The organism is Williamsia sp. R60 (assembly GCF_054063855.1).
In genome coordinates this window covers 308,887-333,928 of sequence record NZ_JBSSGR010000001.1, presented here as the reverse complement: position 1 = coordinate 333,928, position 25,042 = coordinate 308,887, and the positions used below count along the sequence as shown (strand labels likewise).

At 63.8% G+C, this 25,042-nt stretch carries 24 protein-coding genes; 5 read left to right on the top strand and 19 right to left on the bottom strand.

Annotation, left to right across the window (positions count from 1 at the left end; translation table 11 throughout):
* Positions 1-52 precede the first annotated feature (52 nt).
* From ACVWY6_RS01430 to ACVWY6_RS01385, 10 genes are all read right to left on the bottom strand, one after another.
* Positions 53-1,525, bottom strand: coding sequence for an MCE family protein (locus tag ACVWY6_RS01430; protein ID WP_457535766.1), 1,473 nt, complete (start codon positions 1,523-1,525; stop codon positions 53-55).
* Positions 1,522-2,817 carry an MCE family protein gene (locus ACVWY6_RS01425; protein ID WP_457535764.1) on the bottom strand — a complete coding sequence of 432 codons (1,296 nt, stop codon included), beginning with the start codon at positions 2,815-2,817 and terminating at the stop codon, positions 1,522-1,524. The genes ACVWY6_RS01430 and ACVWY6_RS01425 overlap by 4 nt, the downstream gene beginning before the upstream one ends.
* Positions 2,817-4,082, bottom strand: a complete 1,266-nt coding sequence (locus ACVWY6_RS01420) for an MCE family protein (RefSeq protein WP_062797218.1) — start codon at positions 4,080-4,082, stop codon at positions 2,817-2,819. Before ACVWY6_RS01420 ends, ACVWY6_RS01425 begins: the two co-directional genes overlap by 1 nt.
* On the bottom strand, positions 4,082-5,275 hold the full coding sequence (locus tag ACVWY6_RS01415) for an MCE family protein (protein WP_457536841.1): 1,194 nt from the start codon (positions 5,273-5,275) through the stop codon (positions 4,082-4,084). The genes ACVWY6_RS01420 and ACVWY6_RS01415 overlap by 1 nt, the downstream gene beginning before the upstream one ends.
* Positions 5,275-6,336, bottom strand: a complete 1,062-nt coding sequence (locus tag ACVWY6_RS01410; protein ID WP_116917133.1) for an MCE family protein — start codon at positions 6,334-6,336, stop codon at positions 5,275-5,277. The genes ACVWY6_RS01415 and ACVWY6_RS01410 overlap by 1 nt, the downstream gene beginning before the upstream one ends.
* A 47-nt stretch (positions 6,337-6,383) precedes the next feature.
* Positions 6,384-7,562, bottom strand: a complete 1,179-nt coding sequence (locus tag ACVWY6_RS01405; protein ID WP_023961226.1) for an MCE family protein — start codon at positions 7,560-7,562, stop codon at positions 6,384-6,386.
* Positions 7,563-7,564: 2 nt separating this feature from the next.
* Positions 7,565-8,416 (bottom strand): MlaE family ABC transporter permease, encoded by an 852-nt coding sequence (locus tag ACVWY6_RS01400; protein WP_030172703.1) that lies wholly within the window; start codon positions 8,414-8,416, stop codon positions 7,565-7,567.
* Positions 8,417-8,421: 5 nt separating this feature from the next.
* Positions 8,422-9,186 carry an MlaE family ABC transporter permease gene (locus tag ACVWY6_RS01395; protein ID WP_031333039.1) on the bottom strand — a complete coding sequence of 255 codons (765 nt, stop codon included), beginning with the start codon at positions 9,184-9,186 and terminating at the stop codon, positions 8,422-8,424.
* 291 nt (positions 9,187-9,477) lie between these two features.
* The gene (locus ACVWY6_RS01390; protein WP_023961220.1) at positions 9,478-10,368 is read right to left on the bottom strand and encodes a 3-oxoacyl-ACP reductase; all 891 of its coding nucleotides are present in this window, start codon (positions 10,366-10,368) and stop codon (positions 9,478-9,480) included.
* 160 nt (positions 10,369-10,528) lie between these two features.
* Positions 10,529-10,720: a ferredoxin gene (locus ACVWY6_RS01385; protein ID WP_457535761.1), complete on the bottom strand. Its 192-nt coding sequence runs from the start codon at positions 10,718-10,720 to the stop codon at positions 10,529-10,531.
* A gap of 141 nt (positions 10,721-10,861) precedes the next feature.
* On the opposite strand from ACVWY6_RS01385, the gene ACVWY6_RS01380 reads away from it, so the two are divergent.
* The 3 genes from ACVWY6_RS01380 to ACVWY6_RS01370 all read left to right on the top strand — a co-directional run bounded on the left by ACVWY6_RS01380 (position 10,862) and on the right by ACVWY6_RS01370 (position 14,847).
* The gene (locus ACVWY6_RS01380) at positions 10,862-12,049 is read left to right on the top strand and encodes an acyl-CoA dehydrogenase family protein (RefSeq protein WP_023961216.1); all 1,188 of its coding nucleotides are present in this window, start codon (positions 10,862-10,864) and stop codon (positions 12,047-12,049) included.
* 85 nt (positions 12,050-12,134) lie between these two features.
* Complete coding sequence (locus ACVWY6_RS01375; RefSeq protein WP_457535758.1) at positions 12,135-13,268, top strand: acyl-CoA dehydrogenase family protein; 1,134 nt, start codon at positions 12,135-12,137, stop codon at positions 13,266-13,268.
* Between the two features lie 34 nt (positions 13,269-13,302).
* The gene (locus ACVWY6_RS01370) at positions 13,303-14,847 is read left to right on the top strand and encodes a long-chain-fatty-acid--CoA ligase (protein WP_457535756.1); all 1,545 of its coding nucleotides are present in this window, start codon (positions 13,303-13,305) and stop codon (positions 14,845-14,847) included.
* Between the two features lie 58 nt (positions 14,848-14,905).
* Here ACVWY6_RS01370 and ACVWY6_RS01365 read toward each other — a convergent pair whose 3' ends face one another.
* The 5 genes from ACVWY6_RS01365 to ACVWY6_RS01345 form a co-directional block, all read right to left on the bottom strand.
* Complete coding sequence (locus ACVWY6_RS01365; protein WP_197038016.1) at positions 14,906-15,775, bottom strand: SDR family oxidoreductase; 870 nt, start codon at positions 15,773-15,775, stop codon at positions 14,906-14,908.
* 7 nt (positions 15,776-15,782) lie between these two features.
* Complete coding sequence (locus ACVWY6_RS01360; RefSeq protein WP_457535754.1) at positions 15,783-16,580, bottom strand: enoyl-CoA hydratase; 798 nt, start codon at positions 16,578-16,580, stop codon at positions 15,783-15,785.
* Positions 16,581-16,748: 168 nt separating this feature from the next.
* Entirely contained in the window at positions 16,749-17,177 is a 429-nt protein-coding gene (locus ACVWY6_RS01355; RefSeq protein ID WP_457535752.1) for a DUF1810 domain-containing protein, read from the bottom strand.
* A gap of 91 nt (positions 17,178-17,268) precedes the next feature.
* Positions 17,269-18,399: an NAD(P)H-dependent flavin oxidoreductase gene (locus ACVWY6_RS01350; RefSeq protein WP_062797199.1), complete on the bottom strand. Its 1,131-nt coding sequence runs from the start codon at positions 18,397-18,399 to the stop codon at positions 17,269-17,271.
* A gap of 3 nt (positions 18,400-18,402) precedes the next feature.
* Positions 18,403-20,040, bottom strand: coding sequence for an acyl-CoA synthetase (locus tag ACVWY6_RS01345; RefSeq protein ID WP_457535749.1), 1,638 nt, complete (start codon positions 20,038-20,040; stop codon positions 18,403-18,405).
* Positions 20,041-20,142: 102 nt separating this feature from the next.
* Between ACVWY6_RS01345 and ACVWY6_RS01340 the strand changes: the two genes are divergently transcribed.
* The gene (locus tag ACVWY6_RS01340) at positions 20,143-20,937 is read left to right on the top strand and encodes a crotonase/enoyl-CoA hydratase family protein (RefSeq protein ID WP_023961206.1); all 795 of its coding nucleotides are present in this window, start codon (positions 20,143-20,145) and stop codon (positions 20,935-20,937) included.
* Here ACVWY6_RS01340 and ACVWY6_RS01335 read toward each other — a convergent pair.
* The 4 genes from ACVWY6_RS01335 to ACVWY6_RS01320 form a co-directional block, all read right to left on the bottom strand.
* Complete coding sequence (locus tag ACVWY6_RS01335; protein WP_235189632.1) at positions 20,924-21,583, bottom strand: TetR/AcrR family transcriptional regulator; 660 nt, start codon at positions 21,581-21,583, stop codon at positions 20,924-20,926. The two genes, ACVWY6_RS01340 and ACVWY6_RS01335, sit on opposite strands and share 14 nt — an antisense overlap.
* A gap of 17 nt (positions 21,584-21,600) precedes the next feature.
* Positions 21,601-22,203 carry a TetR/AcrR family transcriptional regulator gene (locus ACVWY6_RS01330; protein WP_457535748.1) on the bottom strand — a complete coding sequence of 201 codons (603 nt, stop codon included), beginning with the start codon at positions 22,201-22,203 and terminating at the stop codon, positions 21,601-21,603.
* Positions 22,204-22,266: 63 nt separating this feature from the next.
* Entirely contained in the window at positions 22,267-22,641 is a 375-nt protein-coding gene (locus ACVWY6_RS01325; protein WP_369792656.1) for a hypothetical protein, read from the bottom strand.
* A 227-nt stretch (positions 22,642-22,868) separates the two neighbouring features.
* Positions 22,869-23,498, bottom strand: a complete 630-nt coding sequence (locus ACVWY6_RS01320) for a TetR/AcrR family transcriptional regulator (protein ID WP_023961200.1) — start codon at positions 23,496-23,498, stop codon at positions 22,869-22,871.
* 77 nt (positions 23,499-23,575) lie between these two features.
* On the opposite strand from ACVWY6_RS01320, the gene ACVWY6_RS01315 reads away from it, so the two are divergent.
* Positions 23,576-25,003, top strand: coding sequence for a cytochrome P450 (locus ACVWY6_RS01315; RefSeq protein WP_023961198.1), 1,428 nt, complete (start codon positions 23,576-23,578; stop codon positions 25,001-25,003).
* Positions 25,004-25,042: the final 39 nt, after the last annotated feature.

Sequence of the window (25,042 nt, the reverse complement as noted above, 5' to 3'; positions counted from 1 at the left end):
TCGTCTCCGGACCCGTTGGTCGAGCTCCGCTCCGCTTCGTCTCCGGGTCCCGTCACCTCACGGTTCCCGTGATCAGGCTCTGCCATTGGCCGTTGTCTTCCTGCGGTTGCGCCCCGGTACCCGTTGCACCGGTTCCACCACTCGTACCAGAATCCCCCTGGGCCGTCGCAGACCCGGTTCCGGCATTGTAGGTTTTTCCGTCGGGACCGATGTAGTCACCGCTGACCGGATCGTAGGTCGTGGCGTACACGGACGGGCTACCGTCGTCGGCGCCCGGCCCGGCACTGGTCAGGAACCCTTGCGGCACATCGATTCCCGGCAAACCGCGCGGCAGGGGCACGTTTTCACCGATGGGAACGTAGCCGGTCCGGCACTCCGCCGGCGTCGACGCCCGACGGCCGGGGATCTCCACACACGGGAAGTTACGGGTACCGCGCACACCGAGATTGGAATCCTGCGGCACCCGGCACAACATTCCGGGTGGCAGTTCACGGGGGGTCTGAGCCGAAGCGTTGCGGTCCGGGGTCATCGGCAGGTAGCCCACCGTGCAGGTACCCGGATCCTGGAAACCCAGCGCGAAGTCGACGTTGGCGCCGTTACGGGCGTCTTCGGTGTTCAGTGCGGTGATGAGCGAGGCGATCAACCGAGGGTAGATCACCACGATCTGCCGTAGGTTCGGGTGGTAGATCGCAAGGGTGCGAGCAGTGGTGTTCAGGTTCGAGAACATCAGAGGCAGCGTCTGATTCATCGACGCAAACAGTTCCTGGGTCTGCTTCGCGACCCCAGGGCCCTTCTGCAGGATGTCCCTCAGTTGAGGATCGTTGGCCCGCAGCTGATCTGTCACGTTGGCAAGATTCGCAGTCCAGGCGCGGATGTCGTCCACCGTTGCCGTCTGCGTCTCCAACAACGGCGCCGCCTGCTCGATGAGCTTGACGATGGCATCCGAGTTCTTGTTCGCGTCACCCACGAGCAGGGCCATCGAGTCCAGCAGTCGCTGCAGGTCCTCACCCGTGCCGTTGAATGCGTTGAAGGCCTCGTCCATCACCCGGCGCAGCTGTGTGTCCTGGACACGTTCGAGCAGCCCGTTGGCCTGGTCGAGGAGCGTGCCGACCTCGACAGGGACAGTACCGCCCTCGATCACGGCACCGTCCTGCAGATTGCCGGTCGACTCGACGCCTGGCTTCGGCATGAACTCGAGGTACTGCTCGCCAACCGCCGAGACACTGTGCACCGATGCGGTGGAGTTGTCGGGGATCTTGGTGTCCGAGTTGATCGAGAGTTTTGCTGTCACACCCTCTTCGGTCAAGGTCACCGACTGCACCTTGCCCACGTCGACCCCGCGGTAGCTGACGTTGCCGTTCTGGTAGAGACCGCCGGTACTGGGCAACTCCACCTCGACGTTGTATTCGCCGACGCCGACCATGCTGGGCACCCGGATGTAGAACACGGCAACGGCGATGATGGCCAAAGTCGTCACGATCGAGAAGATGATCAGCTGCATGCGGACAAACGGTGTGATCCTCATGGGCCCTCCTCCCCGGTTGGTGACTGATCGGCGGCAGGTGTTTCCGGTTGGGGCGCAATCGGAAGTGTCGGACTCGTCTCAGGCGGGGCATCGGCAAGAGGCCCGGTGAAGGGATCGTCACCTCTGCCCGCGGCGCCGGCCGGCTTACCGAACATCCCTTCGGGACCGTAGAACTGGCTCGCGACACCAACACTCGCGAGGGCACCACGCTGCAACCTGCCGAATGTGAGGTCGAGGTTGATCACGGCGTTGAGATAGTCGCCGCGGACCACCTGCGGAATCGCCGACTCGGCAAACGGGAAGGTGAGCAGGATCCCCAGCGATTGAGTCAACGAGGGACCGGCGGACTGCAGTTGATCGAGCACCGGGACGAGGTTGCTGACAACCACCTGGATGTCCTCGGAGTTCGCCTTCAAGATGTCGTCCGTGGTGCGGCTCATCCGGCTCAGGGCCCCCAGCGCATCGGTGAAGTTCACCCGTTGATCGACGAGCAGCTTCAGGATCCGTGGACCGTCGGCCAGAGCCCGTTCGACAACCGGGGTCTGCTCGTTGATCTGGCCGGTGAGTCGATCCAGGCCTTCCATCGCCCGGATGATGTTCTCGCGCTGCACGTTCAGTTCGCCGACCAGCGTGTTCAGACGTGGCACCAGATCGCGCAGCACGTCCTGCCGTCCGGCCATGGCGGTGTTGAGCTCGTGGACGATGTCACCGACCTGCGCGAGTCCGCCGCCGTTGAGGACCACCGACAGCGAGCTGAGAACCTGCTCGGTGGTCGGATACGTACACGCGGACACCTGCTGCGCCGAGTTGATGTCGGGGATGGGCTCGGCGTTGGTCGGCTGGGCGATGTTGGACTGCTCAGGGCAGTCCGCCGCCGGGATCTGGCCGCCGGGAGCGATGGTCCCCTTGTCGGCGTCCTCGGGCTGCACGATCTGAAGGTTCAACGAGCCGAGCACGCTGGTGAGACCGACCATGACGTACGAGCCGACCGGGACCTGCGTGCCCTTGTTCAGCCGCAGCGTCAACTCTGCCTGCCAGTTCTTCACCTCGATCTTGCCGACACTGCCGACCGTTGCGTCGTTGATGAGCACCGGTGCGTTCTGAACCAGGTTGGCTGCGTTTGGGATCAGCGCTTTCAGCTCGTACGAGCCCGCGCCGGTCCCCTCGGCACCGGGCACCGGCAACGAGTTCAGCCCGTCGAACGAACACCCCGACGCCACCAGCGCCGTGCTAAACGCCACTGCCGCGAAAACGCTGCGCAGAGCCGACTTTCGTGATGAACCGGTACGCATCAGCCCTCACCCCCGAACGGGACGAGGAGTTGCGCGAGGCCGGGGTTGTTGTACTTCTTGCGGGTCTCGGCATCCTGATCGCGGATACTCTGCTGCGCCCTGGCTTTGACACTGGCGTTCTGGTACTGGATCTGGTCGGGTCGGGCGTCGATGCCGGTGACCGGATTGATCAGTGCGGGAGGGTAGTTGATGGAGATAGACGCGAGAACCGGGGCCAGTACGTCGACGCACTTCTCGACATCGCCTTCCTGGCCGGGGCGGTCGTTGGCCTGGATCGAACCGCACAGCAGGTTGATCAGGTTGCCGCCCATGCCGAGTCCGAAGATGCCGGAGAGGGACCCCTGCAACGGGTTGTAGATGTTGTAGAAGTTCGACAGCTGGGTCGGACCCGAGTGCAGCAGCCCTCTGATCTCTTCGTCCTTCTGCGCGAGCACGTTGGTGGCGTCACCGAGCCGGGCAACCGAATCACTGAGGGTGGCGCCGTTGGTGTCGATGAAACTCTTGACGTCACTGAGCGCTGTGTCGAGGTTGGTCAGCGCACCGTTCAGACTCTCGGTGTTGTCGGCCAGCACCTGACTGACCGATGCGATACGCCCGTTGAACTGCACCAGTTGTTCGTGACTCTGCGACAGCGCCTCGGTCAGCGCCTGCAGATTGCGAATCGTGTTGAACAGGTCGTCGCGACCGTCGGCCAGTGTGCTGGTCACATCCGAAAGCTGTTGCAGTGACTGGCGAATGGCGGTGCCGTTGCCGTCGAGGTTCGCATCCGCGACATCGACTGCCCTGGCCACGGAGCCCGGATCGGCCCCGTCTGGGCCCACGGCCTCGGTCAGTTTGGTCAATTCGGACTTGATGTCGTCCCACTCGACGGGCACGGCGGTGCGTTCCATCGGGATCGCTCCCCCGTCCTTCAACGCCGGACCACCCTCGTACACCGGGGTCAGCTGGACGAAACGGCCCGACACCAGTGACTGGGCGACCACCAGCGCCTCGGCGTCGGCCGGGATCGTCTGGTCGCGATCGACTTTCAGCTCCACCTTCACGTCGCCGTCGCGGGGGGTGATCTTGCTGACCGACCCGACGGTGACGCCGAGGATCTTCACGGCGTCGCCCTCGTACATCGAGTTCACGCTCGCGAAATAGGCGGTGTAGGTCTTGTACGCCACCTTCTGGAAGCCCACGTAGACCACCACCAGCACGATCACCACGGCCACGACGATGGCAATCGCCTGCCAGAACCGCTTGCTCAACCGTCCCATGCCCATCACCCGTTCGGTCCTGGGTAGCGGGGCGGCGGAGCCGGCGCGATCGTCGAGTTCGGGTCGTTGGCCGCATCCGGTCGGGTGGAGATGGCCGGCGGGATCGGGAACGCGTACTGGAAGGCGCGGTAGGCCTCAGGGTACTTCTGCTGCATGATGTTCAAGAACACCTCGGTGTAGTCGCCGAAGGTCGGGATGCCGACGAGCGATGAGAAATACGGGCCGCTCGCCACCGCTTCGCCGAGTGTGTTGGCGTAGGGGCCGAGTTCGTCGAGGGTCTGCGCCAGCGTCTCCTGGTTGTCCTGCAGGATCGCCAGAACACCGTTCAGCTTCTCGAGTACCGGCTTGAGCTGGGCATTGTTGTCGTTGATGAATCCACTGATCTGGGCGGTCACGTTCTCGGTGCCGGAGATCAGTTGTCCGAGCGCATACCGTCGGGCCTGCAGCTCGCCGAGCAACGCGTTGGCATCGGTCAGCAGCGTGTTGATCTGACCACTGCGTTTGGCGATGACGTCGGTGACAGACGATGCGCGACTGAGCAATTGGTCCAGCGACTCGTCGCGGTCGGCGATCGCCTTCGACAGGCGCGCCACACCATCGACAGCGGAACGGACCGATTCCGGGGTGTCGGAGAACGTGTCGGTCAACGTGTTCAGCGCGTCATTGAGTTGATCGGTATCGGTCTCGGCGATCGTGTCGGTTGCACCCTCGAGCGCATCGGTCAGCGAGTAAGGCGCCACCGTGTTGCGACTGCTGATCTCGTCGCCCGGCTTGAGCTGCCCGGTGCCGTGCGGGATCAACGTGAGATTGCGCCTGCCCAAGACGGTTTCGGTCTTGATGGCAGCCTGGCTGTTGGCGCCCACTCGGACCGTGTCCCTCATGTTGAAGGTGACCTTGGCCTTCTTGCCGCCATCGGTGTCCGCCAGCGTGATGCCCTGGACAGCGCCCACGTCGACACCGGAGACCACCACGATGTCGCCGCTGGCAAGGCCGCCTGCGTCATCGAAGTACGCCGTGTACACGCTGCCGTTTGCCAGGAACGGCAACTTGTCCATCTGCAACGCGACGATCACGACGAGGGCGGCGATGAGCACGCCGATGAACCCGACACGAGCGCGGTCGGGTTCGCCACGCTTCTTGCGGCGGGCCTCATCCGCTTCGTCAGCGGTGGTCCGCTGACCTTTGAACAGTGCTGCCATCATCGGGGATCACACCTCCCACCCGGGTTCTGTTTCACACCGGTGGTGTCGATGTTGTTCCACACGATCTCCTGGCCGCCGGGAGCGGTGAAGATCAAGTTGACCTGGCACAGCCAGATCTGCAGCCACGCACCGTAACTGCCCAGATTCGACAGTGCCTTGAAGTCTCCCGGCAGTCGGCTGATCAGCCCACGAACGTAGGGCTCGCCCTTGAGTACCTCGTCCGAGACCTCGCCGGTGGCCGTGATCATGGATTTGAGGTCGGCGCGATTGGTGGCCAGCACGTCGTTGAGGTCGTTGGTGACCTCAGAGGCGTTTGTCACAGCCTCACCGATCACGTTGCGTTGTGAATCCAGCCCGGAGATCAGCAACTGGAGTTGGTCGAGCGAACTGTCGAAACCGGCGTTGTCGGCATCGATCGTGCCCAGCGTCGTGTTCAAGTTGTCGATCACCTCCCCGATCAATTGATCCCGATCGGCCAGCGAGTCGGTGAATGTTGCCGTGTTGCGCAGCAACTCACTCAGCGCCGGTCCCTGGCCCTGGAACACCTGGATGAGTGACGCGGAGAGTTCGTTCACCTCTTCGGGATTGAGGGTGCGGAAGAGAGGCTTGAACCCCCCGAGCAGTTTGTCGAGGTCGAGCGCCGGCTCGGTCTGACCGATCGGGATGGATCCGCCGTCGCCGATCAGAGCCGAGGGGTCCCCGGTACCTTCCTGAATCTCCAGGAAGCGGTCACCGGTGAGGTTCTCGTAACGGATCAGCGCCCTGGCTGACTCCGGCAGGCGGTACTTCTCGTTCACATCGAACTCGACGACGGCTTCGTTGTCCGGGTTGAGACCGACAGATCCCACCTTGCCCACCTCGACACCCGCAATGCGGACCTTGCTGCCTGATTTGAGCTGCGAGGCACTGGTGAAGGTGGCCTTGTACCCGAAACTGGATCCACCCCGGTACTGGCTGAACACCACGACGAGTACAACGAAGATGAGCACCATCACAACGGCGAAGCTGCCCAGCTTGATGACGGTGGCGCGAAACGCGCGCTCTCTCGAGACCGCCACCTCACACCTTCCTGTTCTGCTGGGTCATCGACGAAACCTCATATGTCTCAACCACGGGGCACCGGTCCGAACATGACCTGAAAGAGCTTGGTGGGATCAGCTTTTGCAGTCGTACGGGGCTGATACGGGAATGCTGCGTTGTCGCCGACGTAGAAGTCGGTGTGCGCTGCCGAATCCGGGTCGCTCAGACCGTCCTGGCAAGTCGGCGGGCCGTCCACGTTCACGCGGGGCAGGTCTTCGGGGTAGCGGTACGGTTCTTTGCCCGGCAACAGTCCGGCATTCAAGGCCACGTAGCCGGTTTCGATACCGAACACGGGAAGGGCCTTTTGTCCTGCTGCCGCGGTGGAGGTGATGAAGCAGGCCAGGCCGGGTGCCTGGTAGCCGAGCAGTGCCGCAGTGGGATTCAGGTTGGACAGGGTGGAGATGATCGTCGCCTTCGACGGTGCGATCACCCCGTTGATCGTGTCTGCCATTCCGGTGACGTTCATCAGGAGCGCGTCGAGGTCGGACGACTTGTCCAGCAACGTATTTCCGGTGAATGTGAAGTTCTCGACGACCTTGAGCAGATCAGGCATCACATCGGCATAGACGTTGGTGAACTCGGCGCCGGCCTCGATGTCGCGGCTGAGGGCATCGAGGTGCGGGTTGGTCTTGCGGAGCAGATCGGAGAGGTCGGCGAATCCTTGGCCGATTTCTTCACCCCGGCCGGACAGCGCAGTGTCGATGGCCCCGATGGTGGCGTTCAGCTTCTCCGGCTGCACCTCGGCGAGCACGTCGACCAGTCGCTGGTAGATGGTGTTCAGTTCCACCACGACGTGGTCGGTCTCGATCGTCGAGCCACCGGAAAGCCGCGCTTTGGACGGGTCCTCGGGGATCTCGAGGTTGACCGACTTCGCACCGAAGACCGTGTTGGACTTGATGTCCGCGTGAACGTTCGCCGGAATGTACTTCAGCTGGTCGGGGTTCATGTTCAGCTTCAGCGTCACGCCGTCGGCTGATTCACTGATGTCACCCACCCGGCCGACCACCACGCCGCGAAGCCGCACCTTGGCGTCGGGGTTCATGACCAGGCCGGCACGATCAGAGGTCAACGTCACCGGAACTGTCGAGGAGAAGCTGCCCAGGAACTGGAGACCGGCCAGCGCGCAGACGGCGATCAGCGCCACCACCATGGAGGTGGCCGCGAGCTTCTTGGCCCATTGGGGTCGTTCGATTCTCTGTGACATGGCTACCCCGAAAGGTTGAACTTTCCGTCGATGCCGTAGATCGCCAGTGAGGTCAGCAACGTGATGACCACGACGACCACGAGTGAGGCGCGCACCGCGTTACCGACCGCGATGCCGACCCCGACCGGTCCGCCGGAGGCGTTGAAGCCGTAGTAGGTGTGAATCATCATGACAGCCACGGCCATACAGATCGCCTGCACAAACGACCAGAGGATGTCGGTGGATATGAGGAATGTCGAGAAGTAATGGTCATAGACGCCCGAGGACTGCCCGTACAAGAAGACCGTTGCGAATCGGCTTGCCAGGAACGAGGCCACCGATGCCAGTGAGTACAGCGGGATGATCGCGATCAGTCCGGCGACGATGCGCGTGCTGACCAGGTACGGGATGGATGCGATGGACATCGCCTCGAGGGCGTCGATCTCTTCGCTGACCCGCATGGCGCCGAGCTGGGCCGTGGCACCGGCCCCGATCGTGGCGGCCAGACCGATGCCGGCGATGACCGGGACGGCGATACGGACATTGATGAACGCCGAGAAGAATCCGGTGAGGGCTTCGACACCGATGTTCGACAGCGAGCTGTAGCCCTGCACCGCGATGGTTCCGCCGGTGAACAGGGTGAGGAACCCGACGACGACAACGGTGCCGCCGATCATCGCGAGAGCGCCTGAACCCATGCTGATCTCGGCGATCAGCCGGAGCGTCTCCTTCTTGTAGCCGCGGACGGCACGGGGGATGCTGATCAGGCTGTCCCAGTAGAAGAACGCCTGGTCGCCGATTCGGTCCCAACCACCGCTGGCTCGTTTGAACGCCACGCGTGTTGAGCGTAGTCGGACGGTTTCCGGAAGAATCATCGCTGCTACCCTGCCGTCGCTTTGAGGCCCACGGCGGTGACGACCACGTTCACCACGAACAACGCCATGAATGAATAGACCACGGTTTCGTTGACCGCGTCACCGACGCCTTTGGCGCCACCGGCAACGTGCAGACCGCGGTAACAGCCGACGAGTCCGGCCGCGAGTCCGAAGAGCGCCGCCTTCACCATCGAGATCATCAGTTCCGGAAAACCGGTGAGCAGAGTGAGGTTCGCGATGAACGCACCCGGGTTCACGTCCTGGAGGTACACCGAGAAGACGAATCCACCGCCGATGCCGATGGTGCACACCAGGCTGTTGAGCAGGATGGCCACCATCGTGGAGGCGATCACGCGGGGAACGACGAGGCGGTGGATCGGGTCGATGCCCAGAACCTGGAGCGCGTCGATCTCTTCGCGGATCGTGCGGGCTCCGAGGTCGGCGCAGATGGCCGTGGCGCCAGCGCCTGCCACGATCAGCACGGTGACGATCGGGCCGATCTGGGTGATGGTGCCCAGTGCCGCGCCCGCGCCGGAGAGGTCCTGTGCGCCGAGCTCGCGAAGCAAGATGTTGAGGGTGAAACTCACCAGAACGGTGAACGGGATCGCCACGAGGACAGTGGGGACCATCGACACCCGGGCGATCGCCCACGACTGTTCGATTGTCTCGCGCCACTGGAACGGCGGGCGGAAGAGTTCACGTGCCGCGCTGACGCTCATCGCAACGAAATCGCCCACGCTCTCGAACGGGACAGCCAGTCTACGGTTCACCAACTCTCCTTTAACTGCGGCAAAGACCCGGATCGAACGAGGCTGCTCGATCATAACGTGTTCTAGTTCTGATGTGGAGGAATCGTCAGACTGTCAATTAGGAAGTTTTCCCCTTCGAAGCCATCCCCGACGCCTTCGTTTTATAACACGTTCCACCGGTTCGATCCGTGATGGATCACTGCAGTTCCGGGTGGTTCGTCGCGAACTTATCACATGTCCAGTTGCTCGAATCGGCTTATTCGAAGCGTTCACAGGGAGTGTCGAAACCCCCGGTCAAGAAGGTTTGCGGCGCTAACCGAACAGCGCTTTGCCGGCCGAGAACGTGGCGTCCGGATCGCGTCCGACGAAGTACTCGGACATCGTCTTGGAGAGATCCGATCGGTCCCAGGCGTCGCCGCCCGCCTCGAACGTCTGCTCCACCGTGGGCGCCGCCATCAGCGTGACCTTTGGACCGTAGACGACGAACACCTGACCATTGACCCCGTCGGAGTCCGGACCGGCAAGGTACTGCACGAGGGTGACCACATGGTCGGTCGACAGAGGATCGACGGTGCCGTCGGGCGCCTCACCGAAGGTGCCCTCGGTCATGGCCGTACGGGCACGGGGGCAGATGGCGTTGGAACGCACGCCATAGGCGGACAGTCCGCGCGCGGCCGTCAAGGTCAGCGAGGTGATACCGGCTTTTGCCGCACCGTAATTGGCCTGTCCGACAGGACCGGTCAGTCCGGCTTCGCTCGAGGTGTTGATCAGCCGGCCGAACACCGGCTCGCCGGTCTTCTTGGACTCACCGCGCCAGTACGCGCCTGCGTTGCGGCTCATCAGGAAGTGACCACGCAGGTGCACGCGGATCACCAGATCCCAGTCGTCGTCGGTCATGTTGAACAACATCTTGTCCCGAACGAGACCGGCGTTGTTCATCACGACGTGCAGGCCACCGTGTTCCTCGGTGGCGACCCGCATGATCTCGGTGGTCGTCGCAGAATCCGAGATGTCGCCGGCGACAGGAACTCCCACCCCGCCAGCGGCCTTGATCTCGTCGAGCACGTCGCTCTTGTCCAGGGCGCCGGCGAGGTCGTTCACGATCACCGTGGCGCCGAGTGCACCGAGGCCGATCGCCTCGGCGCGACCCAGGCCCGCACCAGCTCCGGTCACAACGACTACGCGACCATCCAGATCACTCACGAACGTCCTCCATCTCGGCGTTGCTGCGCGGGACCGCACTCACAGGCCGCGGTTCCCGGCTACGTCTGCTCGCAAATGTAGAACGTGTTCTCACTCTGTGCCAAATGTTTGAAGATATTCACAGGTTGCGAGCGATCCGACACCCGCCCGCAACCACCGGTCAATCCTCGATCGACAGAGCCGACTTGGGACAACTGCCGACCACCTGGCGCATCTCCTCGCGCCGCTCTTCGGGAACGTCCTCCTGAAGAATCACCAGGTAGTCGTCGTCGTCGAGATCGAAAACGTCCGGCGCCATCCCCACGCACACACCGTTGGACTCGCAGAGATCGAAATCGGCTTTGATCTTCATGAGATGAGTTTCCTTCCATCGCCTGGCCACGGTGGCCACTTGTTGACGGGCAGCCAACTTACAGGTTAGAACGTGTTATAGAAGAGTGCGACCGGATTGGTCCGGTCGGCTCCCACGCGCACCCGAAACCTTGGAGCACCGATGCGTATTGCCTACACCGACCAGCAACAGGAACTTCGGCGCGAACTCCGGGCGTACTTCTCCAAGTTGATCACGCCGGAGCGGCGAGCGGCACTCTCATCGACATCTGGCGAGTTCGGCGAGGGCAACGTCTACCGCGAGGTCGTCAGCGAGATGGGCCGCGACGGCTGGCTGGCGCTGGGCTGGCCCAAAGAGTACGGCGGCCAGGATCGTTCGATGATGGATCAGCTGATCTTCACCGACGAGGCGGCGATAGCCGGAGCACCGGTGCCGTTCCTGACCATCAACTCAGTAGCGCCGACGATCATGCATTTCGGCACCGAAGAGCAGAAGGCCAAGTACCTGCCGCCGATCGCGTCCGGCGACGTGCACTTCTCCATCGGCTACTCCGAACCTGGCGCAGGCACCGACCTCGCGTCGCTGCGCACCACCGCCGTCCGCGACGGCGATGACTTCGTCATCAACGGCCAGAAGATGTGGACCAGCCTCATCCAGTACGCCGACTACATCTGGCTGGCCTGCCGTACCGACCCGGAGGCGAAGAAGCACAAGGGCATCTCGATGCTCATCGTCCCGACCGACGTCGAGGGCTTCTCCTACACACCTGTGCACACCATGTCCGGTGTGGACACCAGCGCCACCTACTACGAGAACGTCCGGGTACCCGCCGACGCCCTGGTGGGTGAACTCAACGGCGGTTGGCCGCTGGTCACCAACCAGCTCAACAACGAACGGGTGTCACTCTGTAGCGCCGCGCCGATCCAGACCGCCTTGCGCGAGACGGTCGAATGGGCGCAGAACACCAAAGATGCTCGCGGCCAGCGGGTCATCGACAACGAGTGGGTGCAGATGAATCTCGCCAAGGTGCACGCCAAGGTGGAGTTCCTCAAGTTGATCAACTGGAACATCGCCTCCGAGGCCACCGGGGGCGGATCACCTTCGCCCGCGGACGCCTCGGCCACCAAGGTCTTCGGCACCGAGTTCGCCACCGAGGCCTACCGTTTGCTGATGGAGGTCCTGGGGCCTTCGGCGACACTGCGTCAGGGCAGCGCAGGCACACATCTGCGTGGTCGACTCGAACGTTTCCACCGCTCATCGCTGATCCTGACCTTCGGCGGCGGCACCAACGAGATCCAGCGCGACATCATCGCGATGCTCGCCCTCGGCCAGCCCCCCGCCCGCCGCTGACCGGTCCGGATCGCCACCGAACCGACCCTGGCAGGCACCACTTCCGGCGGCGCCACCGTCTCACCGAGGAATCAGGAAGCACACCATGGATTTTCATCGCAGTGAACAGACCACCGATCTCGCCGGGCTCACCCGCGACATCGCCAAGAAGCTGGTGACCACCGACCGCCTCGTCCAACTGCAGGGTGACACCTCGGCTGGGGCCACCACGGTCGCCTTCGACCGAGAGTTGTGGTCGCAGCTGGCGTCGTCCGGGCTCCTCGGGGTCGAACTCGCCGAAGAGGTCAGTGGCGCGGGGCTCACCATCGTCGACAACGTGGCGGTGGCCGAGGAACTCGGCAGAGTCCTGGCCCCGGTTCCGTTCGGTCCGGTTGCCATCGCCGCGATCCCCGCCGTCGCCGAGTTCGGAACCGACGCCCTCAAGCAGCAGTGGCTGTCGGATCTGGTGGCGGGTCAGAAGCTGATCACGGTGGCGCTCGACGAGGATCTCGCCGACGACCCACTCGAGCCGGTCGCCACGGCCACCGCCGAGGGCGACGACTGGATTCTTCGAGGCCTCAAAGTGAATGTGCCGTACGCCGAGGTCGCCGATGCCGTGGTGGTCAACGCTCAGGGCCCCGATGGGGTTTCGGTGTTCGTGGTGGATGCCACGACCCCGGGTGTCACCATCACACCCACCCCGTCCACCGGGTTGACGCCCAGTGCTGCAGTGGAACTCGACGGGGTTCGGGTCGACCGCTCCCGCGTGCTCGGATCCGCCGGCACCGCTGCGGTCGCCTTTCTCCGCGACCGGATGACGCTGGCCCTGTGTGCCGAACAAACCGGGGTGCTCGAACGGGCTCTGGAACTCACGGCGGACTACGGTCGCGAGCGGGAACAGTTCGGCCGGGCGATCGGATCGTTCCAGGCTGTCGCGCAGCGGCTCGCCGACGCCTACATCGACGTCCGTGGACTCAAGCTGACCACCCTGCAAGCCGCCTGGATGGTGTCCGAACACCTCGAAGCGGGCAAAGAGCTTGCCACGGCCAAGTTCTGGGCCGCCGATGCCGGCCACCGGGTGGCACACACAGCTGTCCACGTGCACGGTGGCGTCGGTATCGATGTCGACCATCCGCTGCACCGCTACTTCCTGCACGCCAAGCAGAACGAGTTCGCGCTCGGATCGGCGCCTGTCCAATTGCGGCGCATCGGCGCGGCTCTGGCCGCCGAACCCGCCTGAGACGATGGCAGATGGTCCCGGCACGGTAGGGGAAATGCTGGCGCCGCTCGCGAACGTCGACGATGCGGGGCTGTACTTCGAGAACGAATTCATCAGTTGGCGTGACCATCTGCGCCTGTCTGCGGCAAGGGCGGCCGCGCTCGACGGGTTGCTCGATCCGGGTAAGCCACGGCATGTTGCGCTCCTGCTCGAGAACATCCCCGAGTTCAGCTACCTGCTCGCAGCAGCTGTGATGGGCGAGATCGTGATCGTGGGCCTAAATCCCACTCGGCGCGGAGCCGCATTGGCCGGGGACATCGCCACCGCGGACTGTCAGGTTGTCATCGTCGAGGACGCGACCGCGGGCCTGCTGGCCGATGTCGATCTGGACGGAGTTCACGTTCTGGACGTCGACTCCCCGCAGTGGCCCCAGCTGCTCGAGCCCCACCTGGATGCACCCGTGACGTTCAGCGACTGCGACCCCGACACAGTGCTCATGCTCATCTTCACCTCCGGGACCAGCGGGGACCCCAAAGCGGTGCAGTGCAGTCACCGCAAGTTCGCCGTCGGCGGTTCCATGTTGTCCGCCAGGTTCGAATTGGGACCGAAAGACGTTGCCTATCTGTCCATGCCGATGTTCCACTCGAACGCGATCATCGCAGGGTGGATGGTCGCGGTGGCGGGCGGATCGTCGGTTGCCCTGCGTCGACGGTTCTCGGCCAGTGCGTTCCTGGACGACATCCGCCGCTTCGGCGCGACCTACGCGAACTATGTGGGCAAACCACTGTCGTACGTCCTGGCGACCGAACCGCGTTCTGACGACAAAGAGAATTCGCTCCGAATCCTGTACGGCAACGAGGCGTCGCCTGCTGACATCACAGCGGTGACAGAGCGTTTCGACGTCACGGTGATCGATGGGTTCGGTTCCACCGAGGGCGGGGTCTCGATCACCCGTACCCCTGACACTCCGCCCGAGGCGCTCGGGCCCCTGGTCCCGCCCACCGAGGTTCGGCACCCCGACACAGGCAAGGTATGCGAGACAGCACGCTTCGGTGAGCACGGTGAGCTGCTGAACCCGGGCGAAGCCGTCGGAGAGATCGTCAACAGCTCAGGTGGCGGACTGTTCACCGGCTACTACCGAAATCCCGACGCCGACGCCGAACGCATGCGCGACGGCATCTATCACACCGGCGACCTCGGTTACGTCGACGACCGGGGATACGTGTACTTCGCAGGGCGACTGGGTGATTGGGTCCGCGTGGACGGCGAGAACATGGGCACCGGCCCGATTGAACGGGTACTGCTACGCCACGAATCGATCGCCATGGCCGCCGTGTACGGCGTGCGGGCCGACGTCGGTGACGAACTCGCGGCGGCGCTGGTGGCGCCGGGACTCACCGCCGACCAGTTGACCGGTTTTCTGGCCACACAGTCAGACCTCGGCCCCAAGCAGTGGCCCACCCGCGTTCGGTTGGTCGACGACCTTCCCCGCACCGACACCTTCAAGATCCTCAAGCGCACGTTGGCCTCCGACGATGCACCCCCCACCTGGGTGCGCGAAGGCCGTGATCTCAAGTACGTCGCCGCCAACCCCCGATAGTGGTGGGTTCGGGTGAGCATTTGCCCAGGTGGGCCTCACCCGAAGCCACCATCATCGGCTAGCTGCGGGTGACTCGCTCGAGATACTTGGATCGCTTGTCCTGGTCGTAGGCCATGAACATGGAATCGAAACCGAAGCGTCGACCGTAGATGTTCTTGAGGAACCTCGGGGTCACCATCCACCCCAGGGTGGCCATGCTCTGCTTCGGGATCACCACGCGGTCGCGGCTGGTCTCGATGCTCTGGACTATCTGGCGCGCAACGTCATCGGGCTCGATGGGCGGCATCAGGGCGGTGGTCTGCAACCCGTCGATGAGGCCGGTCTTGGTGAAGTTCGGCATCACCGTGAGCACCCGGACGCCCTGCATGCTCAATTCCCCGTCGAGGGCCTCGGAGAACGCGATGACGCCGGCCTTGGCGGCGCTGTAGATGCTGAGTCCGGGCAGCGGCACCAATCCGGCAACCGACGCCACGTTGACGATCTGGCCGTCGCCGCGCTCGACCATCCGGCGCGCCGCGAGTCGGCTACCGCGGACCACGGCGAGTAGATCGATCTCGAAGTTGCGCTTGATCAGCGAGTCGGAGAACTCCAGAAACGGGCCGGTGGGCATGATGCCGGCGTTGTTGATCAGCACGTCGAACCGGCCGAACTCCTTGTCGACCCGGTCGAGGAATGCGGCGAACGATTCGTCGCTGGTGACGTCGAGCGGGTAACCCTCGCAGCCGAGGTTTGCCGCCGCCTTGCCGACGACCTCCTCGTCGATGTCACCAAGGACAACCCTGGCCCCGCGTTCCTGCAGCAGTTCTGCCGTGGCGAGACCGATTCCCCGGCCACCGCCCGTGATCACGACAACCTTGTCGCGCAACGTGATCGCGCGACCGGTACGACCGCGTTTCACCGACACCATTCGCTGGATGGGACTGCCCATGATCTCCTCAATTCATCTGCTGACGGCCGCGACTCATCACCTGGTCGCGTGCCGCGGCCACCTGGGCCGGGTCGAAACTTGCCATCCACGCCGCCGAGTTGCGTTCCTCGGTGGCCAGCTGGGCGTCGAGTTCGTGTTGCTGCGCTTCGCGATACGACGAGAGAAGCGCCGACACCGCACGCTGGTTGTTGTTGCCGATGTCGGCCGCGAGCGACAACGCGGACGACATCAGGTCTTCGTGTGCGACCACCTCGGTGACCAGACCGACCCGCAGGGCCGTCGGTGCGTCGACGAAGTTGCCGCTCAGGCTCATTCGGCGGGCGAAGCCCCAGCCCACCGCGGCGGGCAGCCGAGCGGTCAGGCCCCAGGCGGGCATCATCCCGACTCGAGCATGCGTGTCGGCGAACCTGGCACGCTCGGAGGCGACGAGGATGTCGCACGCAAGTGCGAGTTCGAGGCCGCCGGTGACGGTGGCGCCGTTGATCGCGCCGATGACGGGTTTGCGTAGCGGTATCCACGGAAATCCCAGTGGCACGCCAGGAACGTTGACCTCGTCCCAGCCGCCCTCGGTACCGAGCATCCGGAGATCGACACCGGCACAGAATGCCGGGTCGGCACCGGTGAGCACAACGGCGCGCACGGAATCGTCGGCGTCTGCGTCGGCAAGTGCTTCACGGAGTGCCACGATCAACGTCCCGGTCAGCGCATTGCGCGCGTCAGGCCGGTTGAGTGTGATCAGCGCTGTGGCGCCGGACTCGGTCTCGACGCGCTCGGAGAGCACCAGCGGTGAATCCTGTGCAGCCATGGTTGTGCCTCCTGCGCCGACAACTCCCGGAACTCGGTGAGCCGATGGCTGGAACCATATCTGATCACACCCGTCCCCAGAAAAGGGTCGGCGTCCTCACCCCGACCTCAGGTCGCACTTCCGCACATATGCGCAGGTCAGTGATGGCCGCGGAGAGATTCGCGAAGGTCAGACTCGGCCCAGCAGCTCGAGGGTGCGGGTATCGGGTTCTCCACCGAAGTACTTGTGCAGGACCGCCGTGAAGACGTCGTTAGTACCGCTTGCCTGAGCGAACAGGGTCATGGACGAACGCAGTTTCAGGTTGTCCGGGTGGCCGAAGATCTCCTCGGCGGACCGCCCGTCGATGTCGGCGACCAACTGGGTGCATTCGTACAGACGCGGTCCGAGCACCTCGTCCGCGAGGTATGCCCGCGCCTCGCGCAGATCGGCGATGGCGTAGTGCTTTGCGGTGGCACTGTGCGCGAGCCCGTCGATCTGGGGGAAGACGAACCACATCCAGTGTGTGCGTTTACGCCCCGACCGCAATTCCTCGACCACCTGGTCGTAGACAGGCTCCTGGGCTTCGATGAAACGGCTCAGATCGGCGTCACGGGTCATGGACTCACCTCTCGTCGGATGTCGAAGGGGCGACTCTCGCTCCATGAGATGGATGCGCGAATCGCCCCTTCGGCAAACGTCTGCGGTTCGGTCAGTGGCGGGCCTTCTCCAGACGGTCGACGGCGGCGTCGTACTCGTCGACGAGGCCCTTGATCAGTTCTTCGGTCGGGGTGATGGCATTCATCCGGCCGACGATCTGGCCCGCGGGCATGGCGACGACACCGGGGTCGTCGGCACCCGAGATCCGGGCGTGTGCCTCGGCCACCAAGATGTTCTGCAGCGGCATGGGCAACGGCTCGGGCGCGTTCTCGGCATCCCAGGCGTCGGTCCACTTCGTCTTGAGCAGTCGAGCGGGCTTGCCCGAGTAGATGCGGCGGCGCACGGTGTCGCGTGACGTCGCGTTCAGGATCGCCTGCTGGATCACCGACGGCCCGGCGCCCCGCACGCCGAGCTGGTACTCCGCGGCGGTCAACCAGTAGGTGCCCATCCACACCCCGGTGGCGCCCATGGCCAGCGCGGCAGCGATCTGACGACCGCTGCCGACCCCTCCGGCTGCCAACACGTGCGCCGCATCCCCTACGGCGTCAACGATTTCTGGCCACAACACCATGGACGTCACCTCGCCGGTGTGACCGCCCGCCTCGTGCCCTTGCGCGATCACCAGGTCGACCCCGGCCGAGACATGGCGCAGGGCATGCTCTTTGGCGCCGGCGAGCGCGGCGACTTTCACCCCGTGGGAGTGCACATTCGAGATGACATCCTCGGGCGGCGAGCCCAGCGCATTGGCGATGAGCTTGATCTGCCCGTACTTGTCGGCATGCGTCATAGCGACATCGACGTGCGAACGCGCCACCGAATGCAGCCAGCCCAGAACGCCTGCACTCACCCGGTCACCGTCCGGCAACGGGGGCACGCCCAGATCGTCCAGAGTGCGCTCGACGAATGCACGATGCTCCGGCGGGATCATGGAATCGAGGTCGACTTGCGACCCCTCGGTGGGGATCTTCGCCGGCATCACCACATCTACGCCGAACGGTTTGCCGTCGGTGTTCTCGCGCATCCAGTCCAGGGTGGCGTCGAGTTCTTCCGCCTCGTTGAACCGGACGCAACCGAGCACGCCCATTCCGCCGGCCCGGCTGATCGCAGCGGCGACATGCTCCGACGGTGTGAAACCGAAGATCGGGTATTCGATCCCGAACTCGTCTGACAGGGAGGTACGCACCGGTTAGGCCTTTCGTGAAGAAGTGGAGAGGTTTTCGTCGGCAGGTCGCGACTCGGTGATCTCGGTACCCCACCGGTAGTTCGGCTTTCCGGCGGGCGACCGCTTGATCTCGTCGACGAACCACACCGAGCGCGGGCATTTGTACCCGGCGATGTCCTGGCGGGCGATCTTGTTGATGTCTTCGAGCGGCGGGCGAACGCCGTCGCGGGTGGCCACCACCGCGGCGACCCGCTGCCCGTACCGTTCGTCGGGCACACCCACCACAACGGTGTCGAAGACGTCGGGGTGGGCCTTGAGGGCCGATTCGACCTCTTCTGGATGGATCTTCTCGCCACCGGAGTTGATGCACACCGACCCGCGGCCGAGCATCGTCACGGTGCCGTCGTCCTCCACACGGGCCTGGTCACCCGGAATGGAGTACCGGACACCGTTGTAGACCTTGAACGTCTTGTCCGACTTCACCGGATCGTTGTAGTACCGCAGCGGGATGTGCCCGGTTCGGGCCAGGATGCCGATCTCGCCACTGCCGGGTTCGATGATCGAACCGTCCTCGCGCAGAACAACTGTCGACAGGTCGGCCTTGACGCGCGGACCGCCGCCGCTGTGTGAGGTCTCCTTGGAGATGATCCCCATTCCCGAGAACCCGGTCTCCGACGATCCGATCGCGTCGATGATGATCGCATTCGGGAACTTGTCGATGAACTGATCCTTGACCGATGCCGAGAACAACGCGGCCGACGATGCCACCGACACCACCGAGCTGAGGTCGTAGTCCTTCTCGCCGAGAGCGTCGATCATGGGGCGTCCCATGGCATCTCCGGTGATGAAGATGACGTTCACCTTGTGGCGTTCGACGATCTCCCAGGTCTGGTGCGCCCCGAACTCCGGGTAGACGATTGCCTTGCCGCCACCGAACAGCGCCTGGAACACAGCCCATTGGGACCCACCGTGGATGAACGGCGGGATCGGGAATCGGACGAGCTGCCCACCTTCGGCACCCGTCTTCGCGAAGTGCCACTCGTCGTTGATCGGTTCACCGGAGTACCAGTCGATCCCACCACCGAGCACCCGGAACACGTCCTCCTGGCGCCAGACGACCCCTTTGGGGTTGCCGGTGGTTCCGCCGGTGTAGAGCATGTAGATGTCGTCGTCCGACCGCGCCTCGAAGTCGCGCTCGGTTCCGCCGTCGGCAACCGCCTTCTCATAGGGCAGCCCGTCGACGGCGGAGATGTCGAGATCTGACCCGTCTTCGATGACGATGACGGCCCGCAGCTTCGGCGCCTTCGACAACACGTTCGCCACCTTGTCGACGTACTGGCGCTCGACGATGAGCACCTTGGTGTCGGAGTCGGTGAGGATGTGTTCGAGTTCGCTCTCGACGTACCGGAAGTTGACGTTGACCATCACGGCCCTCGCCTTGAAGATCGCGACCATCGACTCGACGGCCTCGATACCGTTTCTGCTGTACAGGCCCACCGACTCGCCGGGTGCCACCCCGAGCGCCCGAAGGGTGTGCGCCAGCCCGTTGGCCCGCTGTTCCAGTTCTGTGTAGGTCTCGCTGCGGCCGTCGGTCTCGAGAGCCACGCGGTCGCCCATCAGGTCGACGGCATGCTCGATCAGGTCGGCGATGTTGTAAGCCATACCCCCAAAACTAGAACGTGTTACCGTTCGGTGGCAAGGCCGGGGCGAGATCCGCATCACACGGCCTTCGTCACGTCGTCATGCCATCGTTCAGGAGCCCAGATGTCTGATTCCGCCCCCCACTGTCTCGTCGAGAAGCGCGATCACACGTTGATCGTCACGATGAACAGGCCCGAAGTCCGCAACGCCCTGTCGGGTGACATGTTGGCCATCATGGGAGAGGCCTGGGACCAGGCCGATGAGGACAACGAGATCCGAACCGTGATCCTGACCGGCGCGGGTGGCTACTTCTGTGCCGGCGCCGACCTGAAGAACATGAACAAGTCCGCCCCCGGTGACTCGTTCAAGAGCGGCGGCTTCAATCCGAACATGCTCGACTCCCTGCTCAAGGGCCGAAGGGTGACCAAGCCCGTCATCGCGGCCGTCGAGGGCCCCGCGATCGCCGGTGGCACCGAGATCCTGCAGGGCACCGACATCCGGGTTGCCGGCGAGAGCGCGAAATTCGGTGTGTCCGAGGCCAAATGGGGCCTGTACCCACTCGGCGGAAGTGCAGTTCGCCTGGTCCGGCAGATCCCGTACACCGTCGCCGCCGAGATACTGCTCACCGGCCGGCACATCACCGCCCAGGAAGCGCTGGACTACGGGCTGATCGGCCACGTGGTGCCCGATGGCACCGCACTCGACAAAGCCCTCGACATCGCCGCGCAGATCGCCGCGAACGGGCCACTCGCCGTGCAGGCAATCCTCAAGGCCATCCGCGACACCGAGGGCATGCACGAGAAGGACGCGTTCAAGATCGACGCCGAACTCGGCGTCAAGGTGTTCATGAGCAAGGACGCCAAGATCGGGCCGAAAGCGTTCGCGGAGAAGCGAACCCCCGAGTTCACCGGCCAGTAGCGATACCTGCCGCGGTGGTCGCGTCCAGTCCGTTCAGCCCGTAACAGACGAACTCGACCACCGTCTCGGCGGTGGCATCGATGTCGACCACCGCACTGTTGTCCAAGATGATCGGCAGAACCGCGCCCATCAGGCACGACAGCACCGCTTCGCCTGCGATGTCGATGTCGAGTCCGTCCCGGAGATAGCCGTCCTCGATGCCGTGGCGGATGTACTGCCCACACAGATGTCCCAGTTGGGCATAGCTGCCTGCCAACGTCTCCATCGCAGCCGAGTCGATGCCCGGGGCCTCCATGGCGAGGAACGTCAAGACGTGGGGGCGCTCGAGCGCATACTCGAGCAGACGTCCGACCAGCTCACCGAGCCCGGTGACGAACTCTTCGCGCGTGCGCGGGCGCGGACGGTGCAACTCGGCCACGGCGACCATCTCGGCGAGTTCGCGTGACAGCAATGCATCGAGAGCGTCGCGCTTGTTGTCGAAGTAGTTGTAGAAAGTGCCGTGGCTGCAACCGATCCGGGCAACTATCTCAGCGACCCCGACATCGCTGTATCCCCGCTCGACGAACGTCTCCAGTGCCGCGTCCAGCAGTTGGATCCGACGCTTCCGGGTGCGTCGGGTATCCGACCGCACCGTAGGCTGCACCACTGTTTCATCCAGCCTTTCTATCGTTTCAGTATTCCGTGCAGAGCAATTTCGGCTGCGCCGTCGACGTACCGGCCGCGTTGTGCCACATCGATGCCGCGACGCAGCGACATCACGACGCCGGGGAGCGACATCATCATCAACATCCGGGCGACCACCGGCTTCTGAGCCGTGGACAACACCAGCCAACCGTGCTCGATCGCCTGCGTGAGCGATTGCAGTACAACGGCATTCAGCATTCCCTCGAGGCCGACGACCCTGGCCTTGAGTTCTTTGTCGATGGCGCTGGCCTGCACCCCGATCAGCTTCAGCATCGCGGGATCTTCGTCGATGAGGTCGTACAGCCGATCGGCGATGATCTGGAACCGTCGGAGCAGCTCGGTCGGAGAGGTCGGCTCGTCCTGGAGCATCGAGTACGGATCCACCGAGTGGAACAACCGCTCGACCGCCCAATCGAACACGTGGTCCAGCAGTTCACGTTTGCTGCTCACGTACCGATAGACGGTGCCCTGACCGATACCCGCTTCCTGCGCGATCTCGGCGATACTCGTGCCCTCGTAGCCGCGCTCGGTCAGCACCCGGAAAGCAGCTTCGATGATCTGGGTACGCCGCTGATCGGCCAAACCTGCGACCTTGGGGCGCCCTCTGGATCTACGTACTGGAGCGTCAGCGTTCATGGACGTGGTTCAGGCCCGCACGACTCGACTGCCGAGGAATCCGACGTATGCGGCCAACCCGACCAAACCGTAAACGCGGGACCGGCTGTCGGAGATGGCGAGGCCGATCAGCGTCTCGCTTGCACCATTCGCGTAAATCCATTCACGCGTGTTCTCGGGAAATGCAGGCTTTGTGATCGATTCGAAAGCCTGCGGAACAACAAAGTGCGCCAAACCGGTACCGGCGATTCCGAAACCGATCAACTTCGGCAACACCGACGTCGTCGTCTTTCCGGTCTTGTAGGCGGTTTTCGCCGTCACCACCGCCGGGCTCTTAGACGCAACGGCCGCAACCACATGCGCCGCCTTCGACTTCTTGCTCCGCTGATTTTCAACAATTTTCAATTGCCGCACCTTTCGTCGCGATCACAGTATCTAAGCCTCTCTATCGCTCACCGGAGACGTGGCGCTACACACATGTACTTTTGTCTCTCAAATACGTCGCCGTCGATCGGCAACCTGGCATCGGGCCGTAAAATGCCCGGTCAGAAAAATACGCGATGTCGCATTGTCACCCCGATTTCGGCGGGCCGGCAATAGGCCCTGCGAAAATCAGCGCAGGACCGCCTGGCTCACGCCCCGTTGATGTCGAGCAACTGTGCCATCGCGCCGGCGCGAGCATGGTCGGGCAGGCCGGCCAGGGCACCGAGGAGGGCGTGCTCGGCCATCTGCCGGACGTCGCTTGCGGAGATGTCCTCACTCGCCAGCCATGCGTGACACGCGGACCTCAGCATCACCAGCCAGCTGTGCACGGCGATGCGCAGGAGCTCGGGGTGGTCGCGTCCGGGATCGATCACGGCCAGTATTCGATCCTCCTGCCCCCTGGTCGCTTTCTCGATCAGCTCGATCACCGCGGGATCCGAACTCGCCGCCCCCGAATAGATGGCCTGGGAGCCATGCCGATTGGCTCGGCAACTCGCCAGATAGGCGTCGATTCCGTGGCGGAGTTGCTCAAGGAGCGGCAGCTGCGGATCGGGTGCGGTGTCGGCAAGCATCCGCTCGGTGGCGCGTCGAACCAGCTCGGCAAAGAAGGCACGCTTGGTCGGGAAGTAGTGGTAGAGCAACCCGCGGGAGACACCCGCCAGCTCCGCGACCCGTTCGATGTGGACGTCGTCGTAGTGCTGCTCGGCAAACAACTCGGCGCCGAGGTCGAGTAGTTGGGCACGCCGCTGTTGCGGCGTCATCCGCGTTCTCACACCCATGCAGCCGAATACTACTTGACACGGGTTCAATAGCGGACCACCATGGCTATTGGATTTTGATTCAATAGGGGGCGGACATGGTGACCAGCACCGATCTCGGCACGCTGAACGATTTGGTGGGGCCCAACACGTGGGCAGATCAATTCCCGCATCCCCCGGGCCGACTGCCCGTGGTCGGCGATCTTCGTTCGGTCGACCCCGAGGGTCCCGTCGTCAGCATGCTCGACTGGCCCGCCGAGGTGTGGCCGATCGCGCAGTTCCGGGTCTTCCGCCACCGCTTTGTCATGGTCGGGTCCGCCGAACTCACCAAGGAGCTGTGCGACGAATCCCGGTTCGAGAAGGTACTCACGCCGGCAATCGCAGCGCTTCGAGATTTCGCCGGCGACGGATTGTTCACGGCGGCAACCGATGAGCCCAGCTGGCGTCTGGCACACGACCTCCTGATGCCCGCATTCAGCAAGACCGCCATGCAGAACTACCACCCGCTGATGGTGTCGGCCATCGACGAACTCTTCGACTTCTGGGAAGGTCGGGGCGACATCATCGACGTCGCCCCGGACATGACCCGCCTGACGCTCGAAACGATCAGCCGAGCCGCATTCGGCAAAGACCTCGGCTCATTCGAACGCGAAACCCCTCACGACTTCGTGTTGGCCATGGTCGCCGGCCTCAAGACCGGCAGGCGCACGGGCGGGTTGTCGGGGCTACCGGGATCCAAACCGATTGTCTCGCTGCTCCATCGGGCGAACGCACGGCACAAACGTTATGTCGACGCCATGCTCGACGACCTCATCGCCGAACGCCGCAGCCGCGCCGACGAAGGCGAGGTAGATCTGCTGGCGATCATGTTGCGTGCCAACCGCGATCGAGGCGAGACCGCACTCGACGACGAGAACATCCGCCACCAGATCGTCACATTCTTGGTGGCTGGTCACGAAACCACCTCGGGAACATTGTCTTTCGCACTGCACTACCTGGCCCGAGATCGCGAGCTCCTCGAGCGCGCACAGGCCGAGGTCGACGAGATCCTCGGCGACAGTGAAGCCGTGCCCGAGTTCGCGCAGGTCGCCAAGTTCCGTTTCGTCCGGCGGGTGGTCGACGAAGCCTTGCGATTGTGGCCGACGGCTCCGGGGTTCACCCGCGGGCCGATCGAGCCAACGGTTGTCGGCGGCAGGTACGAGATGTCGCCCGGCGACTGGGCCGTGGTCCACCTGCCCAAGGTGCATCGCGACCCCGAGGTCTGGACCGACCCACTGGGTTTCGACCCCGACAGGTTCGCGGCCTCCGAGGTCAAGAAGCGTCCCGCCCACTCTTACAAACCGTTCGGCACCGGCGAACGTGCCTGCATCGGAAGGCAGTTCGCCCTCCACGAGTCGGTCCTGATGCTCGCGCGATTCATCGCACGATACGACTTCGAACCCGCCGACCCCGACTACGAGTTGTCGATCACCGAACGCCTCACCCTCATGCCCGACGGTCTGCGCCTGCGTATCCGTCGTCGCTGACGCCCCCTTTCAACCTCGCACCGTTTCAATCCTCGCGCA

Coding starts and splice junctions, on each gene's coding strand:
- ACVWY6_RS01430 (WP_457535766.1), bottom strand. CDS start 1,525: ATGAGGATCACACCGTTTGTCCGCATGCAGCTGATCATCTTCTCGATC.
- ACVWY6_RS01425 (WP_457535764.1), bottom strand. CDS start 2,817: ATGCGTACCGGTTCATCACGAAAGTCGGCTCTGCGCAGCGTTTTCGCG.
- ACVWY6_RS01420 (WP_062797218.1), bottom strand. CDS start 4,082: ATGGGCATGGGACGGTTGAGCAAGCGGTTCTGGCAGGCGATTGCCATC.
- ACVWY6_RS01415 (WP_457536841.1), bottom strand. CDS start 5,275: ATGGCAGCACTGTTCAAAGGTCAGCGGACCACCGCTGACGAAGCGGAT.
- ACVWY6_RS01405 (WP_023961226.1), bottom strand. CDS start 7,562: ATGTCACAGAGAATCGAACGACCCCAATGGGCCAAGAAGCTCGCGGCC.
- ACVWY6_RS01400 (WP_030172703.1), bottom strand. CDS start 8,416: ATGATTCTTCCGGAAACCGTCCGACTACGCTCAACACGCGTGGCGTTC.
- ACVWY6_RS01385 (WP_457535761.1), bottom strand. CDS start 10,720: ATGAAGATCAAAGCCGATTTCGATCTCTGCGAGTCCAACGGTGTGTGC.
- ACVWY6_RS01380 (WP_023961216.1), top strand. CDS start 10,862: ATGCGTATTGCCTACACCGACCAGCAACAGGAACTTCGGCGCGAACTC.
- ACVWY6_RS01375 (WP_457535758.1), top strand. CDS start 12,135: ATGGATTTTCATCGCAGTGAACAGACCACCGATCTCGCCGGGCTCACC.
- ACVWY6_RS01370 (WP_457535756.1), top strand. CDS start 13,303: ATGCTGGCGCCGCTCGCGAACGTCGACGATGCGGGGCTGTACTTCGAG.
- ACVWY6_RS01365 (WP_197038016.1), bottom strand. CDS start 15,775: ATGGGCAGTCCCATCCAGCGAATGGTGTCGGTGAAACGCGGTCGTACC.
- ACVWY6_RS01360 (WP_457535754.1), bottom strand. CDS start 16,580: ATGGCTGCACAGGATTCACCGCTGGTGCTCTCCGAGCGCGTCGAGACC.
- ACVWY6_RS01355 (WP_457535752.1), bottom strand. CDS start 17,177: ATGACCCGTGACGCCGATCTGAGCCGTTTCATCGAAGCCCAGGAGCCT.
- ACVWY6_RS01345 (WP_457535749.1), bottom strand. CDS start 20,040: ATGGCTTACAACATCGCCGACCTGATCGAGCATGCCGTCGACCTGATG.
- ACVWY6_RS01340 (WP_023961206.1), top strand. CDS start 20,143: ATGTCTGATTCCGCCCCCCACTGTCTCGTCGAGAAGCGCGATCACACG.
- ACVWY6_RS01320 (WP_023961200.1), bottom strand. CDS start 23,498: ATGGGTGTGAGAACGCGGATGACGCCGCAACAGCGGCGTGCCCAACTA.
- ACVWY6_RS01315 (WP_023961198.1), top strand. CDS start 23,576: ATGGTGACCAGCACCGATCTCGGCACGCTGAACGATTTGGTGGGGCCC.